Here is a 22,477-nt window from a genome sequence, read left to right as displayed (position 1 = left end):
GGGCCGCGCGGGCGCCGGCGCCCGGCGTCACACCAGCCGGACCGGCTTCTCCGGCCGTACGCCCACCTCGCCGAGCCAGGCGCGCAGCGGCTCGGCGTCCCCGTCCTCGACCAGGCTCAGCACCGGGTGCGCCAGATCGGCCCGCCGCCGCCCGTCGAACATCAGCGCGGGCCCGTCCAGCCAGTCGAGCCCCGGCGCCGCGCCCGCGGTGTCTATGGCGGCGCAGCACACCATGGCCGTGACGTGGTCGGCCAGCAGCTCCCGGCCGGTGCGGGGCGACTGCAGCGGGAAGAGCGGCGCGAAGCCGTCGATCCACGGGTCGCCGCCCCCGGGCCCGGCCCCCGGGTCCGTACGGGCGCCGGCCGGGCCGTCAGCCCGGGTGGCGGACTGGTGCACGGCCTCCTCGCGGGCCACCTCCACGCTGAGCCGGGCCGCGACCTCCTCCCCGAGCTCCCCCGTCGGGGCGAGGCCCGGAGCGGCGGTGAGCCGGTCCATCACACGGGCGAGGGTGGGCGCGGCGGGCTCGGGCTCCGGGCCCCGGCCGCTCGTCGCCTCAGGGGACGCCCCCTCATGGGGCGACGCCGGGCCGGGTCCGGGGCCGCCGGGGCGGTTCTGCTCATCGAGCACGCGGTGCAGGCGGGCGGCCTCCACGCGCCATTTGCGGTCCACGACCTCCTCCGGATACTCGCCCCAGTCGACCGGCGCCCAGTCCGGGCCCGGCTCGCTGGGCCCGCCGTGGAACAGCCGGGCGGCCAGCAGGGACGTCGCCTCGTCGATCAGCCCCGGCTCCTCCAGCAGATCGCAGGCGGGCCGCTCGCTGAGCCGGGAGGCGAACCCCTCGGCCAGCCGGTCGCGACGGGAGAGCTCGGTGAGGGCCGCGACCACGCCCGCGTCCAGCCGGGACGGCCAGCGGCCCATCCGCCACGCGGGCAGCGCGACCCTGGTCAGCAGCCGGTCCCACCCCGCGTACGCCAGGCCGACCTGCTCCTGGGCCACGATCCGCAGACCGTAGTCGACGGTCTGGGCGCGCTCGGAGGCGGCCGCGGCGACGGCCCGCTCCATCTCGGCGGCGTGGTCCCGGCAGCCGCGCAGCAGCAGCCGGGCGATCCAGCCGAGGAACGCGAGGGCGGGGCGGCGGACGGTCCGGCCGAGGCCCGTGACTGGGGCCGTACGGCGCGTGTCCCCGGCTCGAGCGCCCCCGGAGCCCCGGGCGGCGACGGCGACAGCGGCGTCCAGACCGCGGACGAAGCGGCGGGCGGCCGCTATGTCCGGGTGCACGGAGGGGCCGGTGCCCGCGACGACCGGCGCGAGCAGGGCGCGCAGCTCGGCGACCCGCATCCACCACAGGAACGGCGAGCCGATGACCAGCACGGGGGCCTGCGGGCCCCGCCGCTCGGCTCTCCCCACGACCGAGGCACCGGCGGGCGCGCTGCCCATGCCGCCGCTGCTCTTGGCGCCGCTGCTCTTGGCGCCGTGCGCCCGATGCGTACGGTCCTCCAGCCAGCTGTCGCAGTCCGGGGTGAGCGCTATCGCGGACGGGGCGGGCACCTCCAGCCGATCGGCCAGATCGCGGACGAGGCGGTAGAGGTCCGGGGCCGTCTCCTCGGCGATGGGCACGGTGGGGCTGAGCGCCGGTCTGGCCCGCACCACCACGGCGGCCACGGCCGCCGCCAGCAGCAGGACCACCACGGCCCCGCCGACCACCGCCCAGCGGACGGCGGTCCACTCCTCGCCGTGCGAGCCGCCGAGCCGCCCCGTGGCCCCGCCGACCAGCAGCACGACGGCGACCGCCGCCGGGAGGAGCGCGACCGCGAGCGCGGTGCTCCGGATCCGCAGCACCGCGAGAGCGCGGGTGCGCGCTGAAAGCGCGCCTGCTTCCCGACCTGCCACGGTTCCATCACCCCCTGCTGTCCAGCCGATGAATGAACAGCGGACGACGGCGGTGTTCTGCCCTTACTCCCCCCACTGTCGCACCGGCCGCCCGCGCCGCAATGCCGGTGGGCCAGTTGCCGCACCGCGCCTGAGCGGCACACTAGTTGGGGCCCGCGCGTGCGTCAGCAGGATGCCGGGAGGGCTCACCCGATGGAATGGCCTTAGCCAGAACCGGGAACTTCTCGAGGAACTTTCCGGACGCTTACAGGCCCTCCTCGACCACTTCTCGACCGGGCCTCAAGGGGCCAGGCGGTCTCAAGGCCTCAGGCGGCCTCAGGCCGACGCCGCCCCGGCTCCGGCCTCCTCCGCCGCCTTGGCGGCGATGTCCGAGCGGTGGTGGGAGCCGTCCAGGCCGATCCGGGCCACCGCGCGGTACGCCCGTTCCCGCGCCTTGGCCAGATCGGAGCCGGTCGCGGTCACGGACAGCACCCGGCCCCCCGCGCTCACCACGTCACCCGACGCAACGTCCTGCTTGGTGCCCGCGTGCAGGACGTACGCCTTGGGCCCGTCCTTTTCGGCCACCTCCGCCAGGCCCGTGATCGGATCGCCCGTGCGGGGCGTCCCCGGATAGTTGTGCGAGGCGATCACCACCGTCACCGCGGTGCCCTCGCTCCAGCGCAGCGGCGGCAGCGAGTCGAGCCGACCGGTCGCGGCGGCCAGCAGCACACCGGCCAGCGGGGTCTTCAGCCGGGCCAGGACCACCTGGGTCTCCGGGTCGCCGAAGCGCGCGTTGAACTCGATCACCCGCACCCCGCGCGAGGTGATCGCCAGCCCCGCGTACAGCAGCCCCGAGAACGGCGTCCCCCGGCGGCGCAGCTCGTCCACGGTCGGCTGCAGCACGGTCGCCAGCACCTCGTCGACCAGCTTGGGGTCCGCCCACGGCAGCGGGGAGTACGCGCCCATGCCGCCCGTGTTCGGGCCCTCGTCGCCGTCGTAGGCGCGCTTGAAGTCCTGGGCGGGCTGCAGCGGGACGACCGTCTCACCGTCCGTGACGGCGAAGAGCGACACCTCCGGGCCGTCCAGGTACTCCTCGATCACCACCCGCCCGCACGCCAGCGCGTGCTCACGGGCGGTGGCGACGTCGCTGGTCACGACGACACCCTTGCCGGCCGCCAGCCCGTCGTCCTTGACGACGTACGGCGCGCCGAAGGCGTCCAGCGCCTCGTCGATCTCGGCCTCGTTCGTACAGACGTACGCACGGGCGGTGGGCACGCCCGCCGCCGCCATCACATCCTTCGCGAACGCCTTCGACCCCTCCAGCTGGGCCGCGTCCGCGGACGGCCCGAACACCGGGATGCCCCGCTCCCGCACCACATCCGCCACCCCCGCCACCAGCGGAGCCTCCGGGCCGACCACCACCAGCTCCGCCTCCAGCGAGGCGGCCAGCTCGGCGACGGCCGCGCCGTCGAGGGCGTCGACCGTGTGCAGCTCGGCGACCTCCGCGATGCCGGCGTTGCCGGGCGCGCAGTGCAGAGCCGTGACGTCGGGGTCGAGGGAGAGTGCGCGGCACAAGGCGTGTTCGCGGGCGCCGCTGCCGATGACGAGGACCTTCACGGAATGCAGCCTATTGCCTCGCCCCCCGAGCCCTACGCCCCGGGGCCCGCCCGGGCCCCCGCGGGTCACGGAAGTAGGTTGTTCCGATGGCCGACCCCCTGCCGCCCGGCGGCGCCGTCATCGACGCGGACGAACTGGATGCTCGGTGGGCGGACGCCTGGGGGCCGGAACAGGTCACGGAGCGGTTGGGCGGGATCAGCGCCCCCTGGTGCATCGCGGCCGGGTGGGCGCTGGATTTGTTCCGCGGAGGGAAGTCGCGGGCCCACGGCGATCTGGAGATCGCGGTGCCCGCGGCGGGGTTCGCGGAGGTTCGGGACCGCTTTCCCGAGTACATGTTTGACGCGGTCGGCTCAGGACGGATCTGGGCAAGGGCGGGAGCTGAGGCGCTCGCGGCCACGCACCAGACCTGGCTGCGGGATCCGGCGAGCGGACAGTTTCTCTTCGACGTCTTCCGCGAGCCGCACGAGGGCGGGACGTGGATCTGCCGGCGGGACGAGAGCCTGCGGCTGCCGTACGACGCGATCATCGAACGGACGGCTGACGGCATCCCGTACCTGGTGCCAGAGGTGGTGCTGCTGTTCAAAGCGAAGGCGGCACGGCCCAAGGACCACGCCGACTTCCGCGGGGTCCTGCCGCTGCTGAGCCAGGCGCGGCGCGACGTTCTCAGCGGGTGGCTGAAGCGCGCGCATCCCGGGCATCCATGGCTGGCGAAGCTGGCGAGGCAGTGACGCGGCCGACGAGAGCGACCGGACCCTTGCAGCGCTGAGGTGCCATCAACGGCCGAGCCGAACAAACAGTCAGCGATCTCAACTCGGCTCGGCTGGGCCGTCTGACGCCGTTTCGGGTTTCGTGTGGAGCACTTCGCGGGCCTGGTCCGCGGCGCGGATGATGCTCTCGGAGATGAAGTCCACGAAGCGGGCGATGTTTTCGAGGCGGGCGGCGGCCGGGGTGTCGGGGCCGAGGATGCCGACGCCCTGCCGGGCGACCTCGCCGAGGTGGGCGGTGGCGCGGGCGCCGGCCACCGTGGACTGGTACATGACGTCGTCGTCAACGGCGTAGTGCTCGCGGCGGCGTTCGTCGCGCTCTCGGCGGATGAGGCCCTGGCTTTCGAGGAACGCGATCGCTTTGGAGATGGTCGCCGGGCTGACCTGGAGGTGCTGGGCGAGCTCGGACGCGGTGAGGCTGCCGGCGTCGGTGGTGTACAGGCTGGTCAGCACCCGGGCCGTCGTCTTGGGCAGGCCCGAGGCCATGAAGACGGTGGTGAACGTCTCCTCGTACTCGCGCACCGCCTCGGCGTCGCGCCCGTGGGCCTGCGCGGGCGCCTCCGATCCCCGGGGCGCGGTTCTCCTGCGGCGGTGGGCGCGGTGTTCGGTGGCGCGGTGGGCGAGGTCGGCGCGGTAGGCGGTGGGGCCGCCGTTGCGCATCACCTCGCGCGTGACCGTCGAGGTCGGGCGGTCGAGGCGTCTGGCGATCTCCGCGTAGGCGAGGCCGTCGGCCAGTCCCAGCGCGATCTGCTGGCGTTCCTGCTGGGTGAGTCTGCCTCCCGGCATCGCGGCCTCCTTCGTGGTCCGTGGCGTCCCCCACTATAGCGTTCACTCTCTAATCATTGCAACGAACAAGCCGAGGCTTGTTGCGTTAGATTCAAAACCGTTGCAACGATTTGTAGGCTTTGACCTGCATAAATATCCACCTAATGCAACGACAACGTTGCTCAAAACTCGAACGCAACATAGCGTTTCTCTCGTCGGAAACAACGAACCGAAGGAAAACACGATGCAGAAGTTCGACACCCCCGCCCCGGTCACCGCCGTCCTCGACATCCCCGCCGGACGTATCCAGTTCATCGCCGCCGACCGGGCCGACACCACGGTCGAGGTCCTGCCCGCGGACGCCTCGAAGGACCGCGATGTGAAGGCCGCGGAGCAGATCGAGGTCGCCTACGGCGACGGCGTCCTGCGGATCGAAGCGCCGGAGGCGAAGAACCGGGTCCTCGGCAACTCCGGGTCCGTCGAGGTGACCGTCCAGCTGCCCGCCGGCTCCCGCATCGAGGCGAAGGCGGCCCTCGCCGAACTCCGGGGCGTCGGACGGCTCGGCGACGTCGCCTTCGAGGGCGCGCAGGCCTCGGTCAAGCTCGACGAGACCGATGGCGCCCGCCTCACCCTCCAGGCCGGCGACATCATGGTCGGCCGCCTCGGCGGCCCCGCGGAGATCAGCACCCAGAAGGGCGACCTGAGCATCGCCGAGGCCGTGCGCGGCACGGTCACCCTGCGCACCGAGCACGGCGAGATCTCGATCGGCGCCGCCCGCGGAGTCTCCGCCTCCCTGGATGCCGGTACCGCCTACGGCCGCATCCACAACACGCTCAAGAACGCCGACGGCGCCGACGCCGGCCTGACCATCCACGCGACCACCGCCTACGGCGACATCACCGCCCGCAGCCTGTAGATCCGCAGTCAGTAAAAGGGGAGCACCTCTCATGACCGACCTGGCCATCGCGGCGAACGGGCTGCGCAAGTCCTACGGCGACAAGACCGTCCTCGACGGCGTCGACCTGGCCGTCCCGGAAGGAACGATCTTCTCCCTCCTCGGCCCGAACGGCGCCGGCAAAACCACCGCCGTCAAGATCCTCTCCACCCTCATCACCGCCGACGGCGGCCAGGCCCAGGTCGCCGGCCATGACATCGCCACCGACCCGCACACCGTGCGTGCGGCGATCGGTGTCACCGGTCAGTTCTCCGCCGTCGACGGCCTGATCACCGGCGAGGAGAACATGCTCCTGATGGCGGACCTGCACCACCTGCCCAAGCACGAAGGCCGACGCGTCACCGCCGAGCTGCTGGAACGCTTCGACCTCACCGAGGCCGCGAAGAAGCCCGCCTCCACCTACTCCGGCGGCATGAAACGCCGCCTGGACATCGCCATGACCCTGGTCGGCAACCCGCGGATCATCTTCCTCGACGAGCCGACCACCGGCCTGGACCCGCGCTCCCGCCACAACATGTGGCAGATCATCCGCGAACTCGTCACCAGCGGCACCACCGTCTTCCTCACCACCCAATACCTGGAAGAGGCCGACGAACTCGCCGACCGCATCGCCGTCCTCAACAACGGCAAAATCGCCGCCGAAGGCACCGCCGACGAACTCAAGCGACTGATCCCCGGCGGACACATCCGGCTCCGCTTCACCGACCCGGCCGCCTACCACAACGCCGCCGCCACACTGCGCGAGACCACCCGCGACGACGAAGCCCTCGCCCTGCAGATCCCCAGCGACGGCAGCCAGCGCGAACTGCGCTCCATCCTCGACCGGCTCGACTCCGCCGGCATCGAGGCCGACGAACTCACCGTCCACACCCCCGACCTCGACGACGTCTTCTTCGCCCTCACCAGCACCACCGTGCCCGCCCAGCCCACTCAGCCGAGCCAGCCCAAGGAGACCGCCCGATGAGCTCCCTCTCCCTCGCCGTACGCGACTCCTCCACCATGCTGCGCCGCAACCTCCTGCACGCCCGGCGCTACCCGTCGCTCACCCTGAATCTGCTGCTCACCCCGATCATGCTCCTGCTGCTCTTCGTCTACATCTTCGGAGACGCGATGAGCGCGGGCATCGGCGGTGGGAGTGCCGACCGCTCCGACTACATCAGATATCTCGTCCCAGGCCTGCTGCTGATGACCATCGGCAGCACCACCATCGGCACCGCGGTCTCCGTCTCCAACGACATGACCGAAGGCATCATCGCCCGCTTCCGCACCATGGCCATCCACCGCGGCTCCGTGCTCATCGGGCACGTCATCGGCAGCGTCCTGCAGTGCGTGATCAGCGTGGTCCTCGTCGGCGCCGTCGCCGTGGCCATCGGCTTCCGCTCCGCCGACGCCACGGTCCTGGAGTGGATCGCGGCCTTCGGACTGCTCGTCCTGTTCGCCCTGGCGCTCACCTGGATCGCGGTCGGGATGGGCATGGTCAGCCCCAGCGCCGAAGCGGCCAGCAACAACGCGATGCCGCTGATCTTCCTGCCACTGATCTCCAGCACCTTCGTCCCCGTCGACGCCATGCCCGGCTGGTTCCAGCCCATCGCCGAGTACCAGCCGTTCACCCCGACCATCGAAACCCTGCGCGGCCTGCTCCTGGGCACCGAGATCGGCAACAACGGGTGGATCAGCATCGCCTGGTCCATCGGCCTGGCAGCACTCGGCTACCGCTGGTCCAAGGCGGTGTTCAACCGCGACCCGAAATAACCGCCATGACCACGCGGGCCACCCCCGCAACCCGAACCACCCCAGGGCGGCGTACACCGACACCACGTCGGAGTACGCCGCCCCGCCGTTGGGCGGCATGGTCCGGTTGCCGAGAGCAGGCATCGTCTCGCGCCTTCGGCGCAAAGCGGCCGGCAACGGGAAGGGAAGGGGGCGCCGGAGGCATCGTCGCCGTCCAGCCCACCGGGCCGCCACCGGCGGGGCTCAGCCAGCCGCCGGGCCGCAGAGGACACGGGGGCATCAGCCCTGCGGGACGTCCTTGATGAAGACGATCCCGTCGTTCCCGGTCAGGTGGGCCGGGTCGAGGGGGGCGTAGCCGAACCAGGGGGACACGCGGGGTGCGGGCAGCGTGTCGCCGAGGGCGGTGGCCAGGCGGGGGCTGTCGATGAGGCAGCGGTCCTCCGGGAGCGCGTACAGGAGTCCTTCGAGGGTGTCCGGCGGCGGGGCGTCCACTCCTCGGTGCCGGATCGTGCCGAGGGCCGTGGCCAGGAAGGCGTACCCCTCGGCCAGGTGCGCGCTCACGAGCGCGCCGGCGCCCCACCACTCCACCGGCCCCTCCCACATCTGGATCGTGCTCTTCTCCCGCTGGAGATGGGTGTTGTGGGCGTGGATGAGGGCGGGGCCCCGTTCGACGACGGCGAGGAGGTTGTCGGCCATCATGCGGCCCCGCAGGGCCCCCAGCCGTGCCATGCGGCTCGGTGAGGCGTCGGCCATCCAGAAGTGGTAGCGCAGCAGACCGGTGGCGGTGCGCCCGTACAGGCGCGCCCGGTCCCAGCCCTCCCGCGAGGTCGCCGCGATCAGGTGCGGCGTCTGCTCCTCGAACAGCGCCACCAGGTCGTCGGCGAGCAGTCGCAACTCCCTGGCCTCGGCCGACTGCCCCACGGACTGGGCGGGGTCCATCATCGCGTCGGGGTTGGTCCACTGGTCGTCGGCGCCGAGCAGGCGGTCGAGCGTGTCGGCGGTGCAGGGGAGCAGGTCCGTGTCCACCTGGGCCGCGAGGTAGCCGTGGAGTGCGGTGAGGGCCTGCCGGGGGCTCGCGGCGCCGGTCATCTCCAGCGGGCCGTCGAGCCCGGCGAAGCGGAGCTGTTCGGACGCGGGCCGGTCCTCGTTGTACGCCCGTATCCAGCGCACGAGTTCACGGTTGGGCGCGGACGCGTTGAACCACGTGTGGCTGAAGCCGCGCTCCATGACGTCGTCGAGGGTGCCCGTGCCCGAGGTGACGTAGTCGTCCACGACCAGGCCCATCATGCAGTCGCTCTCGATCGCGATCGTCCGGTAGCCCTCCCGCTCGACGAGCTGCCGGAAGAGGTCGTTGCGCACGTCGAGCAGCGCGTCCTCGCCGTGGGTGGGCTCGCCCAGGGCGAGCACCCGGGGCCGGGCCGGAAGCAGCCTCATCACGGCTTCGGCCTCGACGGCATGGGCGGTGTCCTTGATGTCGGTAGCCATGCCCTAAACGGTATCGTTGAACCTCCGGTTGAGAGTTTTCCGCGATATTGGCAGGATCATGGGAAGAAACCTTCAAAACGGAGAACGGCTGAGGCCGGTTGATCTGGCGCGTGGACACGGTCTGTCCACGCAGGCGATCAGGAATTACGAGGAGGCCGGCATCCTTCCGGCCGCCGGTCGTACGCCCCACGGCTACCGCACCTACACGCCGCTGCACGCGCGGGCCTTGGACGCGTTCCTCGCCCTGGTGCCCGGCCACGGCCACCAGACGGCGACGTCGATCATGCGGGCGGTGAACGAGGGCGCGGTCGACGAGGCGTTCCGTCTCATCGACGAGAGCCATGCCCAACTGCTGGAGGACCGCCGGACACTCCAGGCCGTGGAGAGCGCCCTCCGCGACCTGGCTCCCACCACGGCGACCGAACCGGCCCTGGCGGCGTCCGAGCCCGACCCGGCGGTACCCGGGCCCGGCGCGGCGGCGTCCGGACCCGGCGCGGCGGTACCCGGGCCCGGACCCGGACCCGGCGGCACCTTCATCGGGCCGCTGGCAGAAGAGCTCGGCCTCCGACCCGCGACGCTGCGCAAATGGGAGCGCGCCGGGCTGGTGCGCCCGCGCCGCGACCCTCTGACCGGGTACCGCGTCTACGACGAGGCCGCCGTACGGGACGCCCGGCTGGCCCATCAGCTCAGGCGGGGCGGCTACCTTCTGGAGCAGATCGCCCCGCTGATCGCCCAGGTGCGGGCGGCCGGCGGGCTGGAGCCGCTGGAGGCCGCGCTGCGCGACTGGCACGGCCGGCTGTCCGCCCGCGGGCGGGCGATGCTGGCAGGGGCGGCCGAGTTGGAGACGTATCTGCGCGAACACGGATGAGACGCGCAGGTCGCCGACCGACGAGCCGTGACGAGACGAGACGAGACGAGACGTCGACCGACGGCCGACGGCCGACGGCCATGGAACACGCGCTGTCAGTGCCGCCTGCGACACTCCCCCGCATGCCGGAATCGAATGTGAAGGCCCACCTTCACCACTACCTGCGCGCCGCCCGCGAAGCCCTGCTGTGGAAGCTCGACGGGCTCTCGGAGTACGACATCCGCCGCCCGCTGACGCCGACGGGCACCAACCTCCTGGGGCTGGTCAAGCATGCCGCCGGCGTGGAGGCGGCCTACTTCGGCCTCACCTTCGGGCAGCCGTACGACGAGCCGCTGCCTTGGATGGCGGACGACGCCGAACCGAACGCGGACATGTGGGCGACCGCGGACGAGTCGCGCGAGGACATCGTCGGGCTGTACCACCGCGTATGGAAGCACGCGGACGCCACGATCGAGGCGCTGTCCCCCGACGCGACCGGTCAGGTGCCCTGGTGGCCGGAGCAGCGGCGCAAGGTGACGCTGGACCAGATCCTCGTGCATGTGATCGCCGACCTCCAGCGGCACGCCGGGCACGCCGACATCGTCCGGGAGCTCATCGACGGGGCCGTCGGGCTGCGGGCCGGCAACGACAACATGCCGTCGGACGAGCAGTCGTGGTGGGAGGAGTACCGGGGGCGACTGGAGCGTGTCGCCCAGGAAATCGGCCACAACCGGCAAGGAGAAGCCGTGATGCGGGTAACCCTGCGCGACGTGAGAGACAGTGACCTCTCCGCCTTCTGGGCCCAGAGCAATGAGCCCGAGGGGATTCACATGGCGGCCTTCACCGCCGAGGACCCCTCGGACCGCGCCGCTTTCGACGCCCACTGGGCGCGGAACCGCCAGAACCCGGCGGTCATGCTGCGCACCGTCGTCGGCGAGAGCGGCGAGATCGTCGGGCACGCCGCGGTGTTCGGCCCGCCCGAGGAGCGCGAGGTCACGTACTGGATCGGACGGCAGTACTGGGGGCGTGGAGCGGCTACCGCCGCACTGCGAGAGCTGCTGGCTGTCGTGCCGGAGCGGCCGCTGTACGCCCGGGCGGCGGCGGACAACGTCGGCTCCATCCGGGTCCTGGAGAAGTGCGGGTTCGTGGTGACCGGCAGAGAGCGCGGCTACGCGAACGCACGGGGTGAGGAGATCGAGGAAGTGGTGCTCACCTTGAGCGACTGACCCGGTACCTTCGCGGCCCATGGAACACACCTGGGACCCCTGGGACACCGTCCACCGCCTCGTCGCATGGCTGGACGCGGAGAGCGCCGCGATGTCGCCGGAGGTCGCGCGGCTGCTGCGCGTGCTGAAGATCAGCGAGGAGGCGGGGGAGGTGGCCGAGGCGATTCATGGCGTGATGGGCGGCAATCCGCGCAAGGGGGAGAGCCACACCTGGGCGGACGTGGAGCGGGAGTTGTGCGATGTCGTCCTGACCGCCATGGTCGCGCTGGCGAGCCTGACCCCGGACGCGCGCAAGCGGTTCGAGGAGCATGTGTCGTACGTCGCCGGCCGGTCGCTGGGGTGAGACCGTCGCCGGTCGCCCCCGGCACCCTTTCGGGTGAGGCAGCGGACGCTCTTTTATCGGATGACGCACCTCGTACGGGCGGATATCTTGCGATCTTGGCCGCACAGCCAGCCGTTCGGGCGTAGGTAAGGTGGTTGCGCATCGGCCGAGCGCCAAGAGAGATGCAGCGAGTACATGAAGCCGCAGAGGGAGTGCCACGGGTGAGTCAGCCGGAGATGCAGCCCGAGGGGCTTCCTCAGCAGGAGGGCGCGAAGAAGCAGGGAGACCTGCTCGGCCGGCCCTTCCCGCACGGCGACTGGGGGGAGCCCGCCGAGCGCCTCGACGAGCTGTACCGGTGGGTTGAGGACGGGGCTCTGCAGGTCGCGGAGTGGTATCTCGCCGACCGGGTGTGGAAGCGGCGGGCCGCGCGGGCGCTGCGTATCGGGGCGGCGGTGCTGGGGGTCGTGGGGGCGACGCTGCCGCTGCTGGACCTGAACGGGGTGCTGGGCGACGGGGCCGCGTGGGGCTGTCTGGTGCTGCTGCTCGCCGCCGCGTGTGTGGCGTGCGACCGGTTCTTCGGGCTGACGTCGGGGTGGATGCGGGACGTGGCGACGGCGCAGGCCGTACAGCGGCGGCTGGAGGCGCTGCAGTTCGACTGGGCGTCGGAGAGCGTGCGCGAAGTGCTCGGCCCGACCGAGGGCACCGCGGCCGAGGCCGTGGAGCGCTGCCTCGCCGTACTGCGCCGCTTCTGTGAGGACGTGTCGGAACTCGTACGGACCGAAACCGCGGGCTGGATGGTGGACTTCGGCTCCGGCTCGGCGCCGCTGTTCACCCAGGCCCTGGTGGCCCAGGGCTCCCGCCCGGAGGGCGGAGGCCCCGCGAACCGCTTCCCGCTGCCGCCGACCACCCGCCCCAACATGCCGCGCCAGCGCCCGCCGGAGCCGCCCCGCTGACGCAGGGCGTTCACAGCTTGGTGTTCAACGGGCCGTGGTACAGACGGCGGTTGGTGAGCACGAGCAGACCGCCGGTCCGCCGGCGCCGCGCGCAGTCTCCTTGCCCGAAGGGAGCCCGTACCTCCGTGCCGGTCCTGCCCGGCGGGCGGGACCGGCACGGAGAGGGGCGTCTAGCTGAAGACGATCATCGAGCCCTGGGCCAGGCTGCGCGTCGCCGCCGCGTGCAGGCCCAGCCAGACATGGCGCTCACGGGCGAACGGACTGTCCTCGTACGGAATCGGCGCCGCCGGTTCCTCCAGGGTGGTGGGGCGGGCCGGGGGCGCGGGGGTGGCCGGGGGGTTGGCGGGGTCGATACCGAGGGCCGGGGCGACCGCCTCCAGCTCTCTCAGCAGGCCGTGGCTCGACCCCAGGGGGCCGCCGCCCTCGAGGAGTTCGTCGTTGGACAGCGGGTGTTCGAAGTCGACGGGGACATAGGCGCCGGCGTGGTCGTAGTGCCACACCAGATGCGACTGCCGGGCCGTGGGCTCGAACATCTCCAGCAACTGTTCGTAGTCCCCGCCGAGTTCGTCCACCGGCGTGACAGCCAGCCCGCAGACCTGCAGCAGATGGGCGCGGCGCAGAAAGTGCAGGGCGTCGTAGTCGAAGGCCGCGACCGGGGCGACGTCCCCGGACAGGCCCGGCATATAGCCGAAGACGGGCACGGGCGGCAGTCCGGCTTCACCGAGCGCCTTGTCGTACGCCGCGATCTCCTCCGCGAAGGGGTTGTCGGGGCTGTGACACAGCACATCGACGAGGGGGACCAGCCAGAGGTCACATGCCACGCGATCTCACTCTCGTATCCGTACGGTCGGTGGTCGGCCCAGCGTAATGCTCCCCGTACGCCGCGCGAAGAGCCCTGTACGTCAGGGGGGCGCGGTGGTGGATGTCGTCCAGGACGGGCTCGCCGGTGATGTGAACGCGCCCCTCGCCGTGCCCGACGCCGTGCCCGACGGTGTGCCCGACGCCGTGTCCGTCGGCGCGCCCGACGATCCGCGCGGCGACGGCGATCCACTCGGCGTTCCACTCGGCGATCCGCTCGGCGACGAGGACGACGTCTCCGGGGGCTGGGTCGGCGACGACGTCGGGCTCTGGTCCACGGTCGTCGTCTGCACAGGGCCGACCGGGCCCGGGCCCGCGGGCGGGGCGCCGCGGCCGCCGGGCAGGACGCGTACGGCCACGGCCAGCGCCACGGCCACCAGCGCGACGACCAGCCCCGCGGCCACCGGCAGCGCCGCCCGGCGCGCCCGCACCCGCCGCCGGCCGCGCCGTACGGCCCCGGCCACGTCCACCCCCGGTGCCCCGGGGCCCGGTTCAAGACCGCGCAGGGGGGAGAGCAGCCGCGCCGCCTCCCGTTCCAGCTCGTCGTCCCGCATGGCGGCTACTCCTTCCCCACAGACGGCATCGAAACAAGCGGCTGAACGCCGAGTTGCGCGCGCAGCCGGGCGAGGCCCCGCGCGGTCTGGCTCTTCACGTTCCCCTCGGAACAGCCCAGGACCGCGGCCACCTCCGCCACCGGCAGATCGCACAGGAAACGCAGCACCAGCACGGCGCGCTGGCGCGCCGGGATGCGCGAGAGCGCGGTGTGCACGACCGTGCGCGTCTCGATGTCCGGCACCCCCGCGACGGGCGGCAGCCCCGGCGTCTCGTGCGGCGCGCCGGAGAGCCGGACCACCCGGGCCCAGCCGAGGCGCTGCTCGTTGAGGAAGCAGCGGACGAGGATCGTGTGGACGTAGCGGTCCAGGTCGTCGGCGGCGCGGGCGCGGCCCCAGTGGACGTACAGCTTGGTCAGGGCGGCCTGGACGACGTCGTCGGCGCGGTGCGGGTCCTTGCAGAGCAGATGCGCGATGCGGCGCAGCGCGGGCAGCCTCGCGGAGACGTACGCGGTGTACGCCCGCTCGGCCTCCGCCGTGTCCTCCGCCGTCCTGTCCTCCGCCGTCACGTTCCTCCGTGCACTTCCCACACCCAAACGCCCCCGATCCACTCCCCCCGCCACCCCAGCAGCCGCTCCAAGGTGACACGCAGCGCCTCGTCCCCCGGTTGCGGGGCGAGCACGACCGCGCCCGCGCGCCAGAAATCGAGGTCCGCGCGGACGGCGTGGCGCTGCTTCTGGCCGATGTGCGGGATGCGTCCGGTGCGGCGGACCTCGTCGAGGAGCGCTGAGGTGTAGCGGTGGCGCGGGCCGTAAATGCCCCTCCGGCCGGGGCCGTCGGGGCCGTTGAAGTAGCCGCCGGGGAGCGGGAAGCCGAGCCCGGCGGCGGTCTGCCAGTGCAGGGCCTCGGCGTCGCCAGGGCTGGGCAGCGGCACGGGGACGAGGGAGCGGCCCTTGGGGACGTGCGCCTTCCAGGTGCCGTCGGCGATGAAGGACGGGACGGGGACGCGGTCTGCGGTGGTGTACGGCGTGGGCGCGAGGGGCAGCAGGGCGGCCGCGACGGCGGCCCATCCGGCGATCCGCAACGCCCGGTCGACGCCCGCCCCGCCATCCGCGAAGGCCCGCGGCTCCCCCAAGGCGCACAGCCGGTCGCAGGCCAGGGCCAGCAGAATGCCGAGCGCGGGCACCGCCGCCATCGCCACCCGCGACTCGATGACCGACTCGAACAGCGGCTGATCGGCGAGCGCCCGCCACGGACCCGGCAGCACGATCCCCGTCCAGGGCACGGGGATCGTGCGCCCGAGGGAGAGCACCGACGCCGCGAAGGCCACCCACCCGAGCGCCCGCACCCGCGGATCCCGCCACAGCCACACCACCACGGCGGCGCTCAGGGCGAGCAGCGGCCAGCCGAAGAAGGCGTTCTGCTCGGTGCGGTTCACAGCCAGCGCGTCGGCGGTGGACTCGTCCCCGGCCAGGGAGCGGCCCGCGAACTCCCAGAACGCGCGCGGTGAGTTGCCGACCGGGCCGTGCAGCACGCTGTGGTAGCTCTGGGCGCCGAAGAACTGCCACAGCAGCGGATAGGCGAGCAGCGGCACGCACACCGCGGCGGCGAGGCCCAGCCCCCGGGCCAGCGGGCGCACCGCCGTACGTGCCTCGGCCGGGCGTACGGCCGCGTAGCCGACCGCGAAGAGGACGAGGCCCACGGCGGCGAGCAGCAGCGCCTCCTCGCCGAGGAAGACCTGGTAGGTGAGGAAGAGGCCGAGGACCACCCCGTCGCGCCCGACGCGGGCGCCCTCGCACAGCCGCAGCAGCCGGTCGATGATCAGCGGCATCATGAACAGCACCGCGAAGTTGGGGTGCGCGGTGGCGTGGGAGATCATCGGCGGGGCGAAGGCGCACAGGGCGCCGCCGAGCGCGGCGGCCCGGCGCGCCCGTACGAACCGCTTGCGCAGCAGCCAGTACCAGGCGCCCGCCGTCCCGGCCAGCCCGCAGGTCAGCACCAGCGCCCAGGTGGCCCCCGGGCCGAAGAGCGCGGTGACGGGCGCGAGCGGGACGCCGAGGCCGAGCATGGCGGTGTTGGCCATCAGGTTCACCCCGAGCGGGGTGTTCTGCAGCTCGGTGAAGAACACGTCGCCGGGCCCGGATCCGCCGAGAACCTTGTCGGCGGTGACCGCGAAGAACCACTCCCACTGGTTCTGGTCCTGCCCGCTGTCGACGAGATAACGGTGGCCGACGTCCGCCCACAGCCCCTTGTAGAGCAGCACCGACAGCAGCAGGTAGCCGAGGACCACGGCCAGGTCGCCGGCAGACAGCCGCTCGCGTACGCCCCGCCGCCACAGGCGCGCCAGCTCCAGCAGCACCCGTCCGTAGTCCAGCGGACGGATCTTGGAGCCCTCCTGGTGCGCCCAGCGCACCGGCACCTCGGCGACCGGCCAGTCGGCGCGGCGGAAGGCGCGCAGGATCTCCACGTCGATGCCCCATCCGTCGAGCCGCGACCGCCCGAAGGCCGCGCGCGCCCGGTCGCCGTCGAAGAGCTTGAAGCCGCACTGGGTGTCGCCGACGCCGGGCAGGGCGACCGCCCGTATCACGCGGTTGCCCGCCCGGCCCGCCAGCCGCCGCAGCGGGTGCTGGTCCACCTCGATCAGCGCGTCGGGGTGCGCGCGGGAGCCGATGGCGGCGGCGAAGCCCGCGTCGAGCCGGTCGTGCAGCGCCGCCAACTCCTCGATGGGGGTGGCGAGATCGGCGTCGGTCAGCAGCACCCGGCGCCCGCGCGAGGCCAGCACGCCCAGGCGCAGCGCATGGCCCTTGCCGTGGTTGCGCGGGCTCCCGGCCGACGGGGGCGACGTGGGGGGCGGGGCCAGCAGCCGGATGTGCGGCTCGGCCGCGGCCGCGTCGCGGACGACGGCCGCGGTGGCGTCGCTCGACCCGTCGTCGACGACGATCAGCTCCCACTCGGCGTGGCGGCCCGGCGAGGAGCGCAGATAGCGGCAGATCGCGTCGAGGGTCCCGGGCAGCCGGTGCTCCTCGTTGTACGCGGGCACGACGACGGTCAGGTCAACGGTGCCGGTTCCGGTGCCCATGCCGGTGCCGGTACCGGTGACGGTCGCGGGCCGGGGGGCCAGGGAGCGGGCGGGCGGAGTGTGCAGCACACGAGGGTGACCACCACGGGCATCCGGCAGGTTGTGTGTTCTGTGTCACACCGACGCGCGGGGTGGGACGGTTCAGCTCGTCTCGCGTCCGGTGACCAGTTGCTCGATCAGGGCGACGGAGTGCGCGTTGTACGCGGTTATCAGCCGCTCGGAGGCCTCGGCGTCGCCGCGGGTGACGGCCGCGGTGAGCTCGCCGTGCCCGGCCCACAGCCGCCCGCGCAGATCCGGTACGCGCCGCAGATACGGCACCGTGAAGACCCAGGACTGGACCCGCAGCCGCTGCAGGAAGTCGAGTATGTACGGGTTGCCGACGAGCCCGCACAGCTCACGCCAGAAGCGCAGGTCATAGCCGATGAGGATGTCGAGGTCGCCGGAGCGCGCGGCGCGCTCGGCCTCCTCGGCGCGGCGCCGCACCGAGGCCAGGGCCTGCGGGGTCATGGTGCGCAGGGTCTCCTCGACGGAGTGCCGGAAAAGGCCCTCGACCACCATGTTGCGGGCGTTGATCATGTGCCGGAAGTCCTCGAACGTGAACTCGTGGACCCTGAAGCCCCGGTGTTCCTCGACGTCCAGCAGCCCCTGTGCGCACAGGTCGAGCAGCGCCTCGCGGACGGGGGTGGCGGAGACGCCGTACTGGTCGGCCATCTCCTTGACGGTGAACTGCCGTCCGGCCGGAAGCCGGCCCGCGAGCACCTCGTCACACAGCGCCTCGGCGATCTGCTGCCGCAGCGTGTTGCGCTTCACCGGGCTGGTGCCGGGCACGGGCATCGAGGACCGTCTCCTTCCGCGGCCGTCGTGTCGTACGGATGCGGACGGCCCTCGCATCACGATATGCGAGGGCCGTTGCGCGAAGTACGCGGAGAGTGCGCGGGTGAAACGGTCTACACCGTTATTTGATCTCTATCTGAGCCTACGACCGAAGCGATCCGGGGCGGCGGTGGCCGTGTGCGGGCCGCCGTCGAGCGGTCTGTGGGCCGCCGTCGGGCCAGGGTACCGGCCACCGTCAGGCCGTGGTGTGGGCCGCCGTCAGGCCGTGGTGTGGGCCGCCGTCAGGCCGTGGTGTGGGCGTCGGCCGCGGACAGGGCCTCGTCCAGGATCGCCAGCCCCTCCTTGGCCTCGGCCTCCGTGATGGTGCACGGCGGGACCACATACGTGCGGTTCATGTTCACGAACGGCCACAGGCCGCCGCGCTTGCAGGCCGCCGCGAAGTCGGCCATGGGCCGGGCCGCCGGGCCGCTCGCGTTGTACGGGGTCAGGGGCTCGCGGGTGTCCTTGTCCTTGACGAGTTCGAGCGCCCAGAACACGCCGAGGCCCCGGACCTCGCCCACACAGGCGTGGCGCCCGGCGATCTCCCGCAGCCCCGGGCCGATGACCTTCTCCCCGATCCGGGCGGCGTTCTCCACGATGCCCTCCTCCGCCATCGCGTTGATCGTGGCGACGGCGGAGGCGCAGGCGAGCGGGTGGCCGGAGTAGGTGAGGCCGCCGGGGTAGGGCCGCTGGTCGAAGTCCGCGGCGATCGCGGCGCTGATCGCGACCCCGCCGAGCGGGACATAGCCGGAGTTGACGCCCTTGGCGAAGGTCAGCAGGTCCGGGGTGACGCCGAAGTGGTCGGCGGCGAACCAGCGGCCGGTGCGGCCGAAGCCCGCCATGACCTCGTCGAGGATGAAGACGATGCCGTAGCGGTCGCAGATCTCGCGGACCCCGGCCAGATAGCCGGGCGGCGGCACCATGATCCCCGCGGTGCCGGGGACGGTCTCCAGGATGATCGCGGCGATGGATGCCGGGCCCTCGAAGGCGATGGTCTGCTCCAGATGCGCGAGGGCGCGCTCGCACTCCTGCCGCTCGTCGGCGGAGTGGAAGGGCGAGCGGTAGAGGAACGGCCCCCAGAAGTGGACGACGCCGGCCGAGGCGGTGTCCGAGGCCCAGCGGCGCGGATCGCCGGTCAGGTTGATCGCGGCGGCGGTGGCGCCGTGGTACGAGCGGTAGGTGGAGAGGACCTTGGTGCGGCCGGTGTGCAGCCGGGCCATGCGGACGGCGTGCTCGACGGCCTCGGTGCCGCCGTTGGTGAAGAAGATCTTGTCCAGGTCGCCGGGTGTGCGCTCGGCGACCAGCCGCGCCGCCTCGGCCCGCACGTCCACGGCGAAGCCCGGCGCGAAGGTGCACAGCGTGGCGGCCTGTTCCTGGATGGCGGCGACGACCTTGGGGTGCTGGTGGCCGATGTTGGTGTTGACCAGCTGGCTGGAGAAGTCGAGGTAGCGGTTTCCGTCGTAGTCCCAGAAGTACGAGCCTTCGGCGCCCGCGACGGCAAGGGGGTCGATGAGCCCCTGCGCGGACCACGAGTGGAAGACATGCGCCCGGTCCATGGCCTTGACGGCGGCGCCGGTGGCGGGGTCGGGCGTGGGGCTGGGGGCCGGGGCGGAGTGCGCGGGCTGTGCGGACACGTTCGGTACCTCGGATCGCTCGCGGGTCGGTCGGGCCCAGCGTACGGACCCGGCGTACGGACCGGGCGTACGGACCCTGTGTACGGACCGGCGTTCGAACCGGTGGCCCGGCGCGGCACCGACGGACCGCCGGGTGGACAATCGACACGGCCAGATACGGAACCGATAACGGATCCCACGCGTCGTCCACTTCGCTCTCAGCCCCCTCTATTCTCTGGCGAGGGGCTGATCAGGGGATCAGGGGAAGGACAGCGACGCATGGAAGACCTGGGGGCCGAGGACCCTCGCTGGATCGGCGAGTACCGGTTGATCCGTCGGCTGGGGGCGGGCGGTATGGGACGGGTGTTCCTGGCCCATTCGCCGCGCGGCCGTACGGTCGCGGTCAAACTCGTACAGACCGAACTCGCGCAACAGGCCGAATTCCGGCGTCGCTTCAAGCAGGAAGTGCGGGCCGCGCAGCGGGTCGGGGGTGAGTGGACCGCGCCCGTGCTCGACGCGGACACCGAGGCCGCCACGCCCTGGGTCGCGACGGGCTATATCGCCGGGCCGTCCCTGCACTCGATCGTGTCCGAATCGGGTCCCCTGCCCGAGCGGTCGGTGCGCATCCTGGGCAACGGGCTGGCCAAGGCCCTGCAGGCCATCCACGGCGTCAACCTGATCCACCGTGACCTCAAGCCCTCCAACGTCCTGATCACCATCGACGGGCCCCGCGTCATCGACTTCGGCATCGCGCGCGCCCTGGAGACCGTCACCGACGGCATCCTCACGCGCAGCGGCGCCGTGGTCGGCTCGCCGGGCTTCATGTCCCCCGAGCAGGTGCGCGGCGAGCGGGTCACCCCGGCCAGCGATGTCTTCTGCCTGGGGTCGGTGCTCGCGTTCGCGGCCATCGGCCGGCAGCCGTTCGGCACCTCCGACAGCGGGGTGCACGCGGTGATGTACCGCATCGCCCAGGAGGAGCCCGATCTGCAGGGGCTGCCCGAGGGGCTGCGGGAGTTGGTCACCGACTGTCTGCGGAAGGACCCGGCGGCCCGGCCGACCGTGGAGCAGCTGCTGGCGCGGACGGCCGGCCCCGACAACGCGGACGACGCCGAGGGCGCCGACGAGCCCTGGCTGCCCGGCAGCCTCGTCGCCCAGCTCGGGCGGCACGCCGTACAGCTCCTGGACGCGGAGACCCCGGCCACATCGCCGGCTCACGGCGTGCCCGCGCCGCCGACCGCTCCGCCGACCGCTCCGCCCGCCTTCCCACCGGGCAAGCCGGCCGTTCCGGCGCCCCCGGCCACGCCGCCGACGGCCACCTCGTACCCGCTGGCGCCCGCGGAGCCGCCGACGCCCCCGCCGCCGACCGGCCCGCCGCCGCAGGCGGCTGCCGCCACTCCTCCGGCCACGCCTCCGGCCGTTCCGCCCGCGATGCCCGCCGCGCCGCCGGTGGCGCCCGTGGCGCCCGCCGCCGCGGCCCAGCAGCCGCAGGCGTCGCAGACGCCGCAGCCGCCCGCCGCGTCGCCGCAGGCCGCTTCCGCGCCCGGGGGCGAGGCGCAGACGCCTGCCGCGGGCCCGGTGCCCGAGCCGCGGGCGGAGAACGCCGCCGCCGCACCGGCCGCCCCGACCCCGGATGCCGCCACGCCGGCGCAGGCCGCGGGTCAGAGCGCGACGCCGCCGAGCGCGACGCCGCCGGGTGCCACTCCCCCGAGCGCGACACCGCCGGGTGCCACTCCCCCGAGCGCGACGCCGCAAGCCGCGGCCCCGGGCGCGGCTCCGCACGCCGCGGAACCGGCGCCCACGCCGCCGCAGGCGTTCGGGCCGCCGGAGGTCACCTCCTTCGACTCCACGCCCAGCACGCCCCCCGCGGGCCTCGGCTCGGTCGGCCTGGGCGGCCCCGGCGGACCCGTCGGCCCCGGTGGGCCGTTCGGGCCCACGCCCACGCCCACGCCGACACCCCCGCCCGCGAAGCGCGGCAGGCGCAAGCCGGTCATCATCGCCTCCGCCATCGCCGCGACCCTGGTCATCGCGGGCGCGGCCACCTTCGTCTACGTCGCCTCCAACGACGACAAGGACAAGAAGCGGGACTACAGCAAGATGACCCACACGCCCCCCACCAAGTCCTCGCCCTCGGACTCCACATCACCGTCCGGCGACGACTCGACCTCCCCCGAGCCGTCCTCGACGTCCCTGGGCTCCAGCGGCGACGTCCCGGACGAGTACCTGGGCGCCTGGGAAGGCGAGATCATGGAAAGCGGCTCGGCCACCGGCAAGATCCGCCGCATCGTGATCAACCAGGGCACCACCGGCTCGAAAACCATCGACACCTTCACCGCCGCCTCCGACTCCTTCTGCCAGAGCAAGGCCACGCTCGACAGCACGGACAACCTGCTGGTCATCGAGGACGAGGAAGTGGACACCAGCGTCCCCAGCGACAGTTGCAGCACCGTGGGGAAGCAGACCCTGCGGCTGGGCAACGACGGCTCGATCGCCTGGAACACGACGGACGGTTCCTACTCGGCCAAGCTGCGCCCCTCGAAGTCCGGCGGCAAGCCCATTCCCGACAAGTACCTCGGCACCTGGCTGGCCAAGGACGCGTTCGGGGTGTCGGGTGCCACCCTGAAGATCACCGTCAAGCAGGGCGCGATCGGCACGGAGGTCGGCGAGGACGTCGCGGACAGCAGCAAGTACCACTGCGAGGGCAAGAGGATCCTGGTCTCGGTCGACAAGGGGCTGGTCCTGAGCCCGGCCGACATCACCAACGAGACCTACGAAGACGCCTGCGACGCGGGCAACATGCTCACCTTCACCGCCGACGGATCTGACAAACTCCGGGTGCAGTACGACGATCCGAACGACTACAGCGATGAGACCAAGACGCAGACGTTCACCCGCGTAGGCTGAGCGGTCCGTCAGTCGAACGCACGTCAGTCGATCGCCCCGTCGTCGACCGAGCGCACACGGACAGGAGC

At 72.6% G+C, this 22,477-nt stretch carries 19 protein-coding genes and 1 pseudogene; 10 read left to right on the top strand and 10 right to left on the bottom strand.

All coding sequences use genetic code 11. The features are described from left to right. Positions 1 to 27: 27 nt before the first annotated feature. The gene (locus ACFZDL_RS31420) at positions 28 to 1,890 is read right to left on the bottom strand and encodes a hypothetical protein (protein WP_353593943.1); all 1,863 of its coding nucleotides are present in this window, start codon (positions 1,888 to 1,890) and stop codon (positions 28 to 30) included. 315 nt (positions 1,891 to 2,205) lie between these two features. Continuing rightward, positions 2,206 to 3,486: a phosphoribosylamine--glycine ligase gene (purD, locus tag ACFZDL_RS31415; RefSeq protein WP_353593944.1), complete on the bottom strand. Its 1,281-nt coding sequence runs from the start codon at positions 3,484 to 3,486 to the stop codon at positions 2,206 to 2,208. Between the two features lie 86 nt (positions 3,487 to 3,572). Here purD and ACFZDL_RS31410 point away from each other — a divergent pair, with 86 nt between their 5' ends. Then, entirely contained in the window at positions 3,573 to 4,214 is a 642-nt protein-coding gene (locus tag ACFZDL_RS31410; protein WP_353593945.1) for a nucleotidyltransferase domain-containing protein, read from the top strand. A 78-nt stretch (positions 4,215 to 4,292) separates the two neighbouring features. Here ACFZDL_RS31410 and ACFZDL_RS31405 read toward each other — a convergent pair whose 3' ends face one another. Continuing rightward, positions 4,293 to 5,036: a helix-turn-helix domain-containing protein gene (locus ACFZDL_RS31405; protein ID WP_353593946.1), complete on the bottom strand. Its 744-nt coding sequence runs from the start codon at positions 5,034 to 5,036 to the stop codon at positions 4,293 to 4,295. A 223-nt stretch (positions 5,037 to 5,259) separates the two neighbouring features. Here ACFZDL_RS31405 and ACFZDL_RS31400 point away from each other — a divergent pair, with 223 nt between their 5' ends. From ACFZDL_RS31400 to ACFZDL_RS31390, 3 genes are read left to right on the top strand one after another with little or no spacing between them, the layout of a single operon-like run. Next, positions 5,260 to 5,931, top strand: coding sequence for a DUF4097 family beta strand repeat-containing protein (locus ACFZDL_RS31400; protein ID WP_353593947.1), 672 nt, complete (start codon positions 5,260 to 5,262; stop codon positions 5,929 to 5,931). 31 nt (positions 5,932 to 5,962) lie between these two features. Beyond that, positions 5,963 to 6,934, top strand: coding sequence for an ATP-binding cassette domain-containing protein (locus ACFZDL_RS31395; RefSeq protein ID WP_353593948.1), 972 nt, complete (start codon positions 5,963 to 5,965; stop codon positions 6,932 to 6,934). Further along, on the top strand, positions 6,931 to 7,722 hold the full coding sequence (locus tag ACFZDL_RS31390) for an ABC transporter permease (protein WP_353593949.1): 792 nt from the start codon (positions 6,931 to 6,933) through the stop codon (positions 7,720 to 7,722). Before ACFZDL_RS31395 ends, ACFZDL_RS31390 begins: the two co-directional genes overlap by 4 nt. A 258-nt stretch (positions 7,723 to 7,980) precedes the next feature. On the opposite strand, the gene ACFZDL_RS31385 is transcribed toward ACFZDL_RS31390, so the two are convergent. Next, complete coding sequence (locus tag ACFZDL_RS31385; protein ID WP_353593950.1) at positions 7,981 to 9,186, bottom strand: erythromycin esterase family protein; 1,206 nt, start codon at positions 9,184 to 9,186, stop codon at positions 7,981 to 7,983. Between the two features lie 58 nt (positions 9,187 to 9,244). Here ACFZDL_RS31385 and ACFZDL_RS31380 point away from each other — a divergent pair, with 58 nt between their 5' ends. From ACFZDL_RS31380 to ACFZDL_RS31360, 5 genes and pseudogenes are all read left to right on the top strand, one after another. Beyond that, a complete protein-coding gene (locus tag ACFZDL_RS31380) occupies positions 9,245 to 10,054 on the top strand; it encodes a TioE family transcriptional regulator (RefSeq protein WP_353593951.1) in 810 nt (269 codons plus the stop codon). A 122-nt stretch (positions 10,055 to 10,176) separates the two neighbouring features. Next, a pseudogene (locus ACFZDL_RS31375) lies at positions 10,177 to 10,758 on the top strand (DinB family protein); the annotation flags it as partial. A 24-nt stretch (positions 10,759 to 10,782) separates the two neighbouring features. Continuing rightward, on the top strand, positions 10,783 to 11,259 hold the full coding sequence (locus ACFZDL_RS31370) for a GNAT family N-acetyltransferase (protein WP_353594018.1): 477 nt from the start codon (positions 10,783 to 10,785) through the stop codon (positions 11,257 to 11,259). A 19-nt stretch (positions 11,260 to 11,278) separates the two neighbouring features. Continuing rightward, entirely contained in the window at positions 11,279 to 11,602 is a 324-nt protein-coding gene (locus ACFZDL_RS31365; protein ID WP_353593952.1) for a MazG-like family protein, read from the top strand. Between the two features lie 215 nt (positions 11,603 to 11,817). Continuing rightward, entirely contained in the window at positions 11,818 to 12,534 is a 717-nt protein-coding gene (locus tag ACFZDL_RS31360; RefSeq protein WP_353594019.1) for an SLATT domain-containing protein, read from the top strand. A 170-nt stretch (positions 12,535 to 12,704) separates the two neighbouring features. Here the strand turns inward: ACFZDL_RS31360 and ACFZDL_RS31355 are convergent, their stop codons facing one another. The 6 genes from ACFZDL_RS31355 to ACFZDL_RS31330 all read right to left on the bottom strand — a co-directional run bounded on the left by ACFZDL_RS31355 (position 12,705) and on the right by ACFZDL_RS31330 (position 19,451). Then, positions 12,705 to 13,355 carry a hypothetical protein gene (locus ACFZDL_RS31355; RefSeq protein WP_353593953.1) on the bottom strand — a complete coding sequence of 217 codons (651 nt, stop codon included), beginning with the start codon at positions 13,353 to 13,355 and terminating at the stop codon, positions 12,705 to 12,707. Between the two features lie 81 nt (positions 13,356 to 13,436). Continuing rightward, positions 13,437 to 13,946, bottom strand: a complete 510-nt coding sequence (locus ACFZDL_RS31350; RefSeq protein ID WP_353593954.1) for a hypothetical protein — start codon at positions 13,944 to 13,946, stop codon at positions 13,437 to 13,439. A 5-nt stretch (positions 13,947 to 13,951) separates the two neighbouring features. Next, positions 13,952 to 14,512: a SigE family RNA polymerase sigma factor gene (locus ACFZDL_RS31345; RefSeq protein WP_353593955.1), complete on the bottom strand. Its 561-nt coding sequence runs from the start codon at positions 14,510 to 14,512 to the stop codon at positions 13,952 to 13,954. Continuing rightward, positions 14,509 to 17,091, bottom strand: a complete 2,583-nt coding sequence (locus tag ACFZDL_RS31340) for a glycosyltransferase (RefSeq protein WP_391193087.1) — start codon at positions 17,089 to 17,091, stop codon at positions 14,509 to 14,511. The genes ACFZDL_RS31345 and ACFZDL_RS31340 overlap by 4 nt, the downstream gene beginning before the upstream one ends. A gap of 72 nt (positions 17,092 to 17,163) precedes the next feature. Then, positions 17,164 to 17,856: a GntR family transcriptional regulator gene (locus ACFZDL_RS31335; protein ID WP_353593956.1), complete on the bottom strand. Its 693-nt coding sequence runs from the start codon at positions 17,854 to 17,856 to the stop codon at positions 17,164 to 17,166. 281 nt (positions 17,857 to 18,137) lie between these two features. Continuing rightward, the gene (locus ACFZDL_RS31330) at positions 18,138 to 19,451 is read right to left on the bottom strand and encodes an aspartate aminotransferase family protein (protein WP_353594021.1); all 1,314 of its coding nucleotides are present in this window, start codon (positions 19,449 to 19,451) and stop codon (positions 18,138 to 18,140) included. Between the two features lie 336 nt (positions 19,452 to 19,787). Between ACFZDL_RS31330 and ACFZDL_RS31325 the strand changes: the two genes are divergently transcribed. Next, a complete protein-coding gene (locus ACFZDL_RS31325) occupies positions 19,788 to 22,409 on the top strand; it encodes a serine/threonine-protein kinase (protein ID WP_353593957.1) in 2,622 nt (873 codons plus the stop codon). Positions 22,410 to 22,477: the final 68 nt, after the last annotated feature.

It is taken from the genome of Streptomyces sp. NPDC007917, from assembly GCF_042959105.1.
GTDB lineage: Bacteria > Actinomycetota > Actinomycetes > Streptomycetales > Streptomycetaceae > Streptomyces.
Note: the sequence above shows the minus strand (reverse complement) of the source record. Positions and strands in the feature narration are given on the sequence as shown.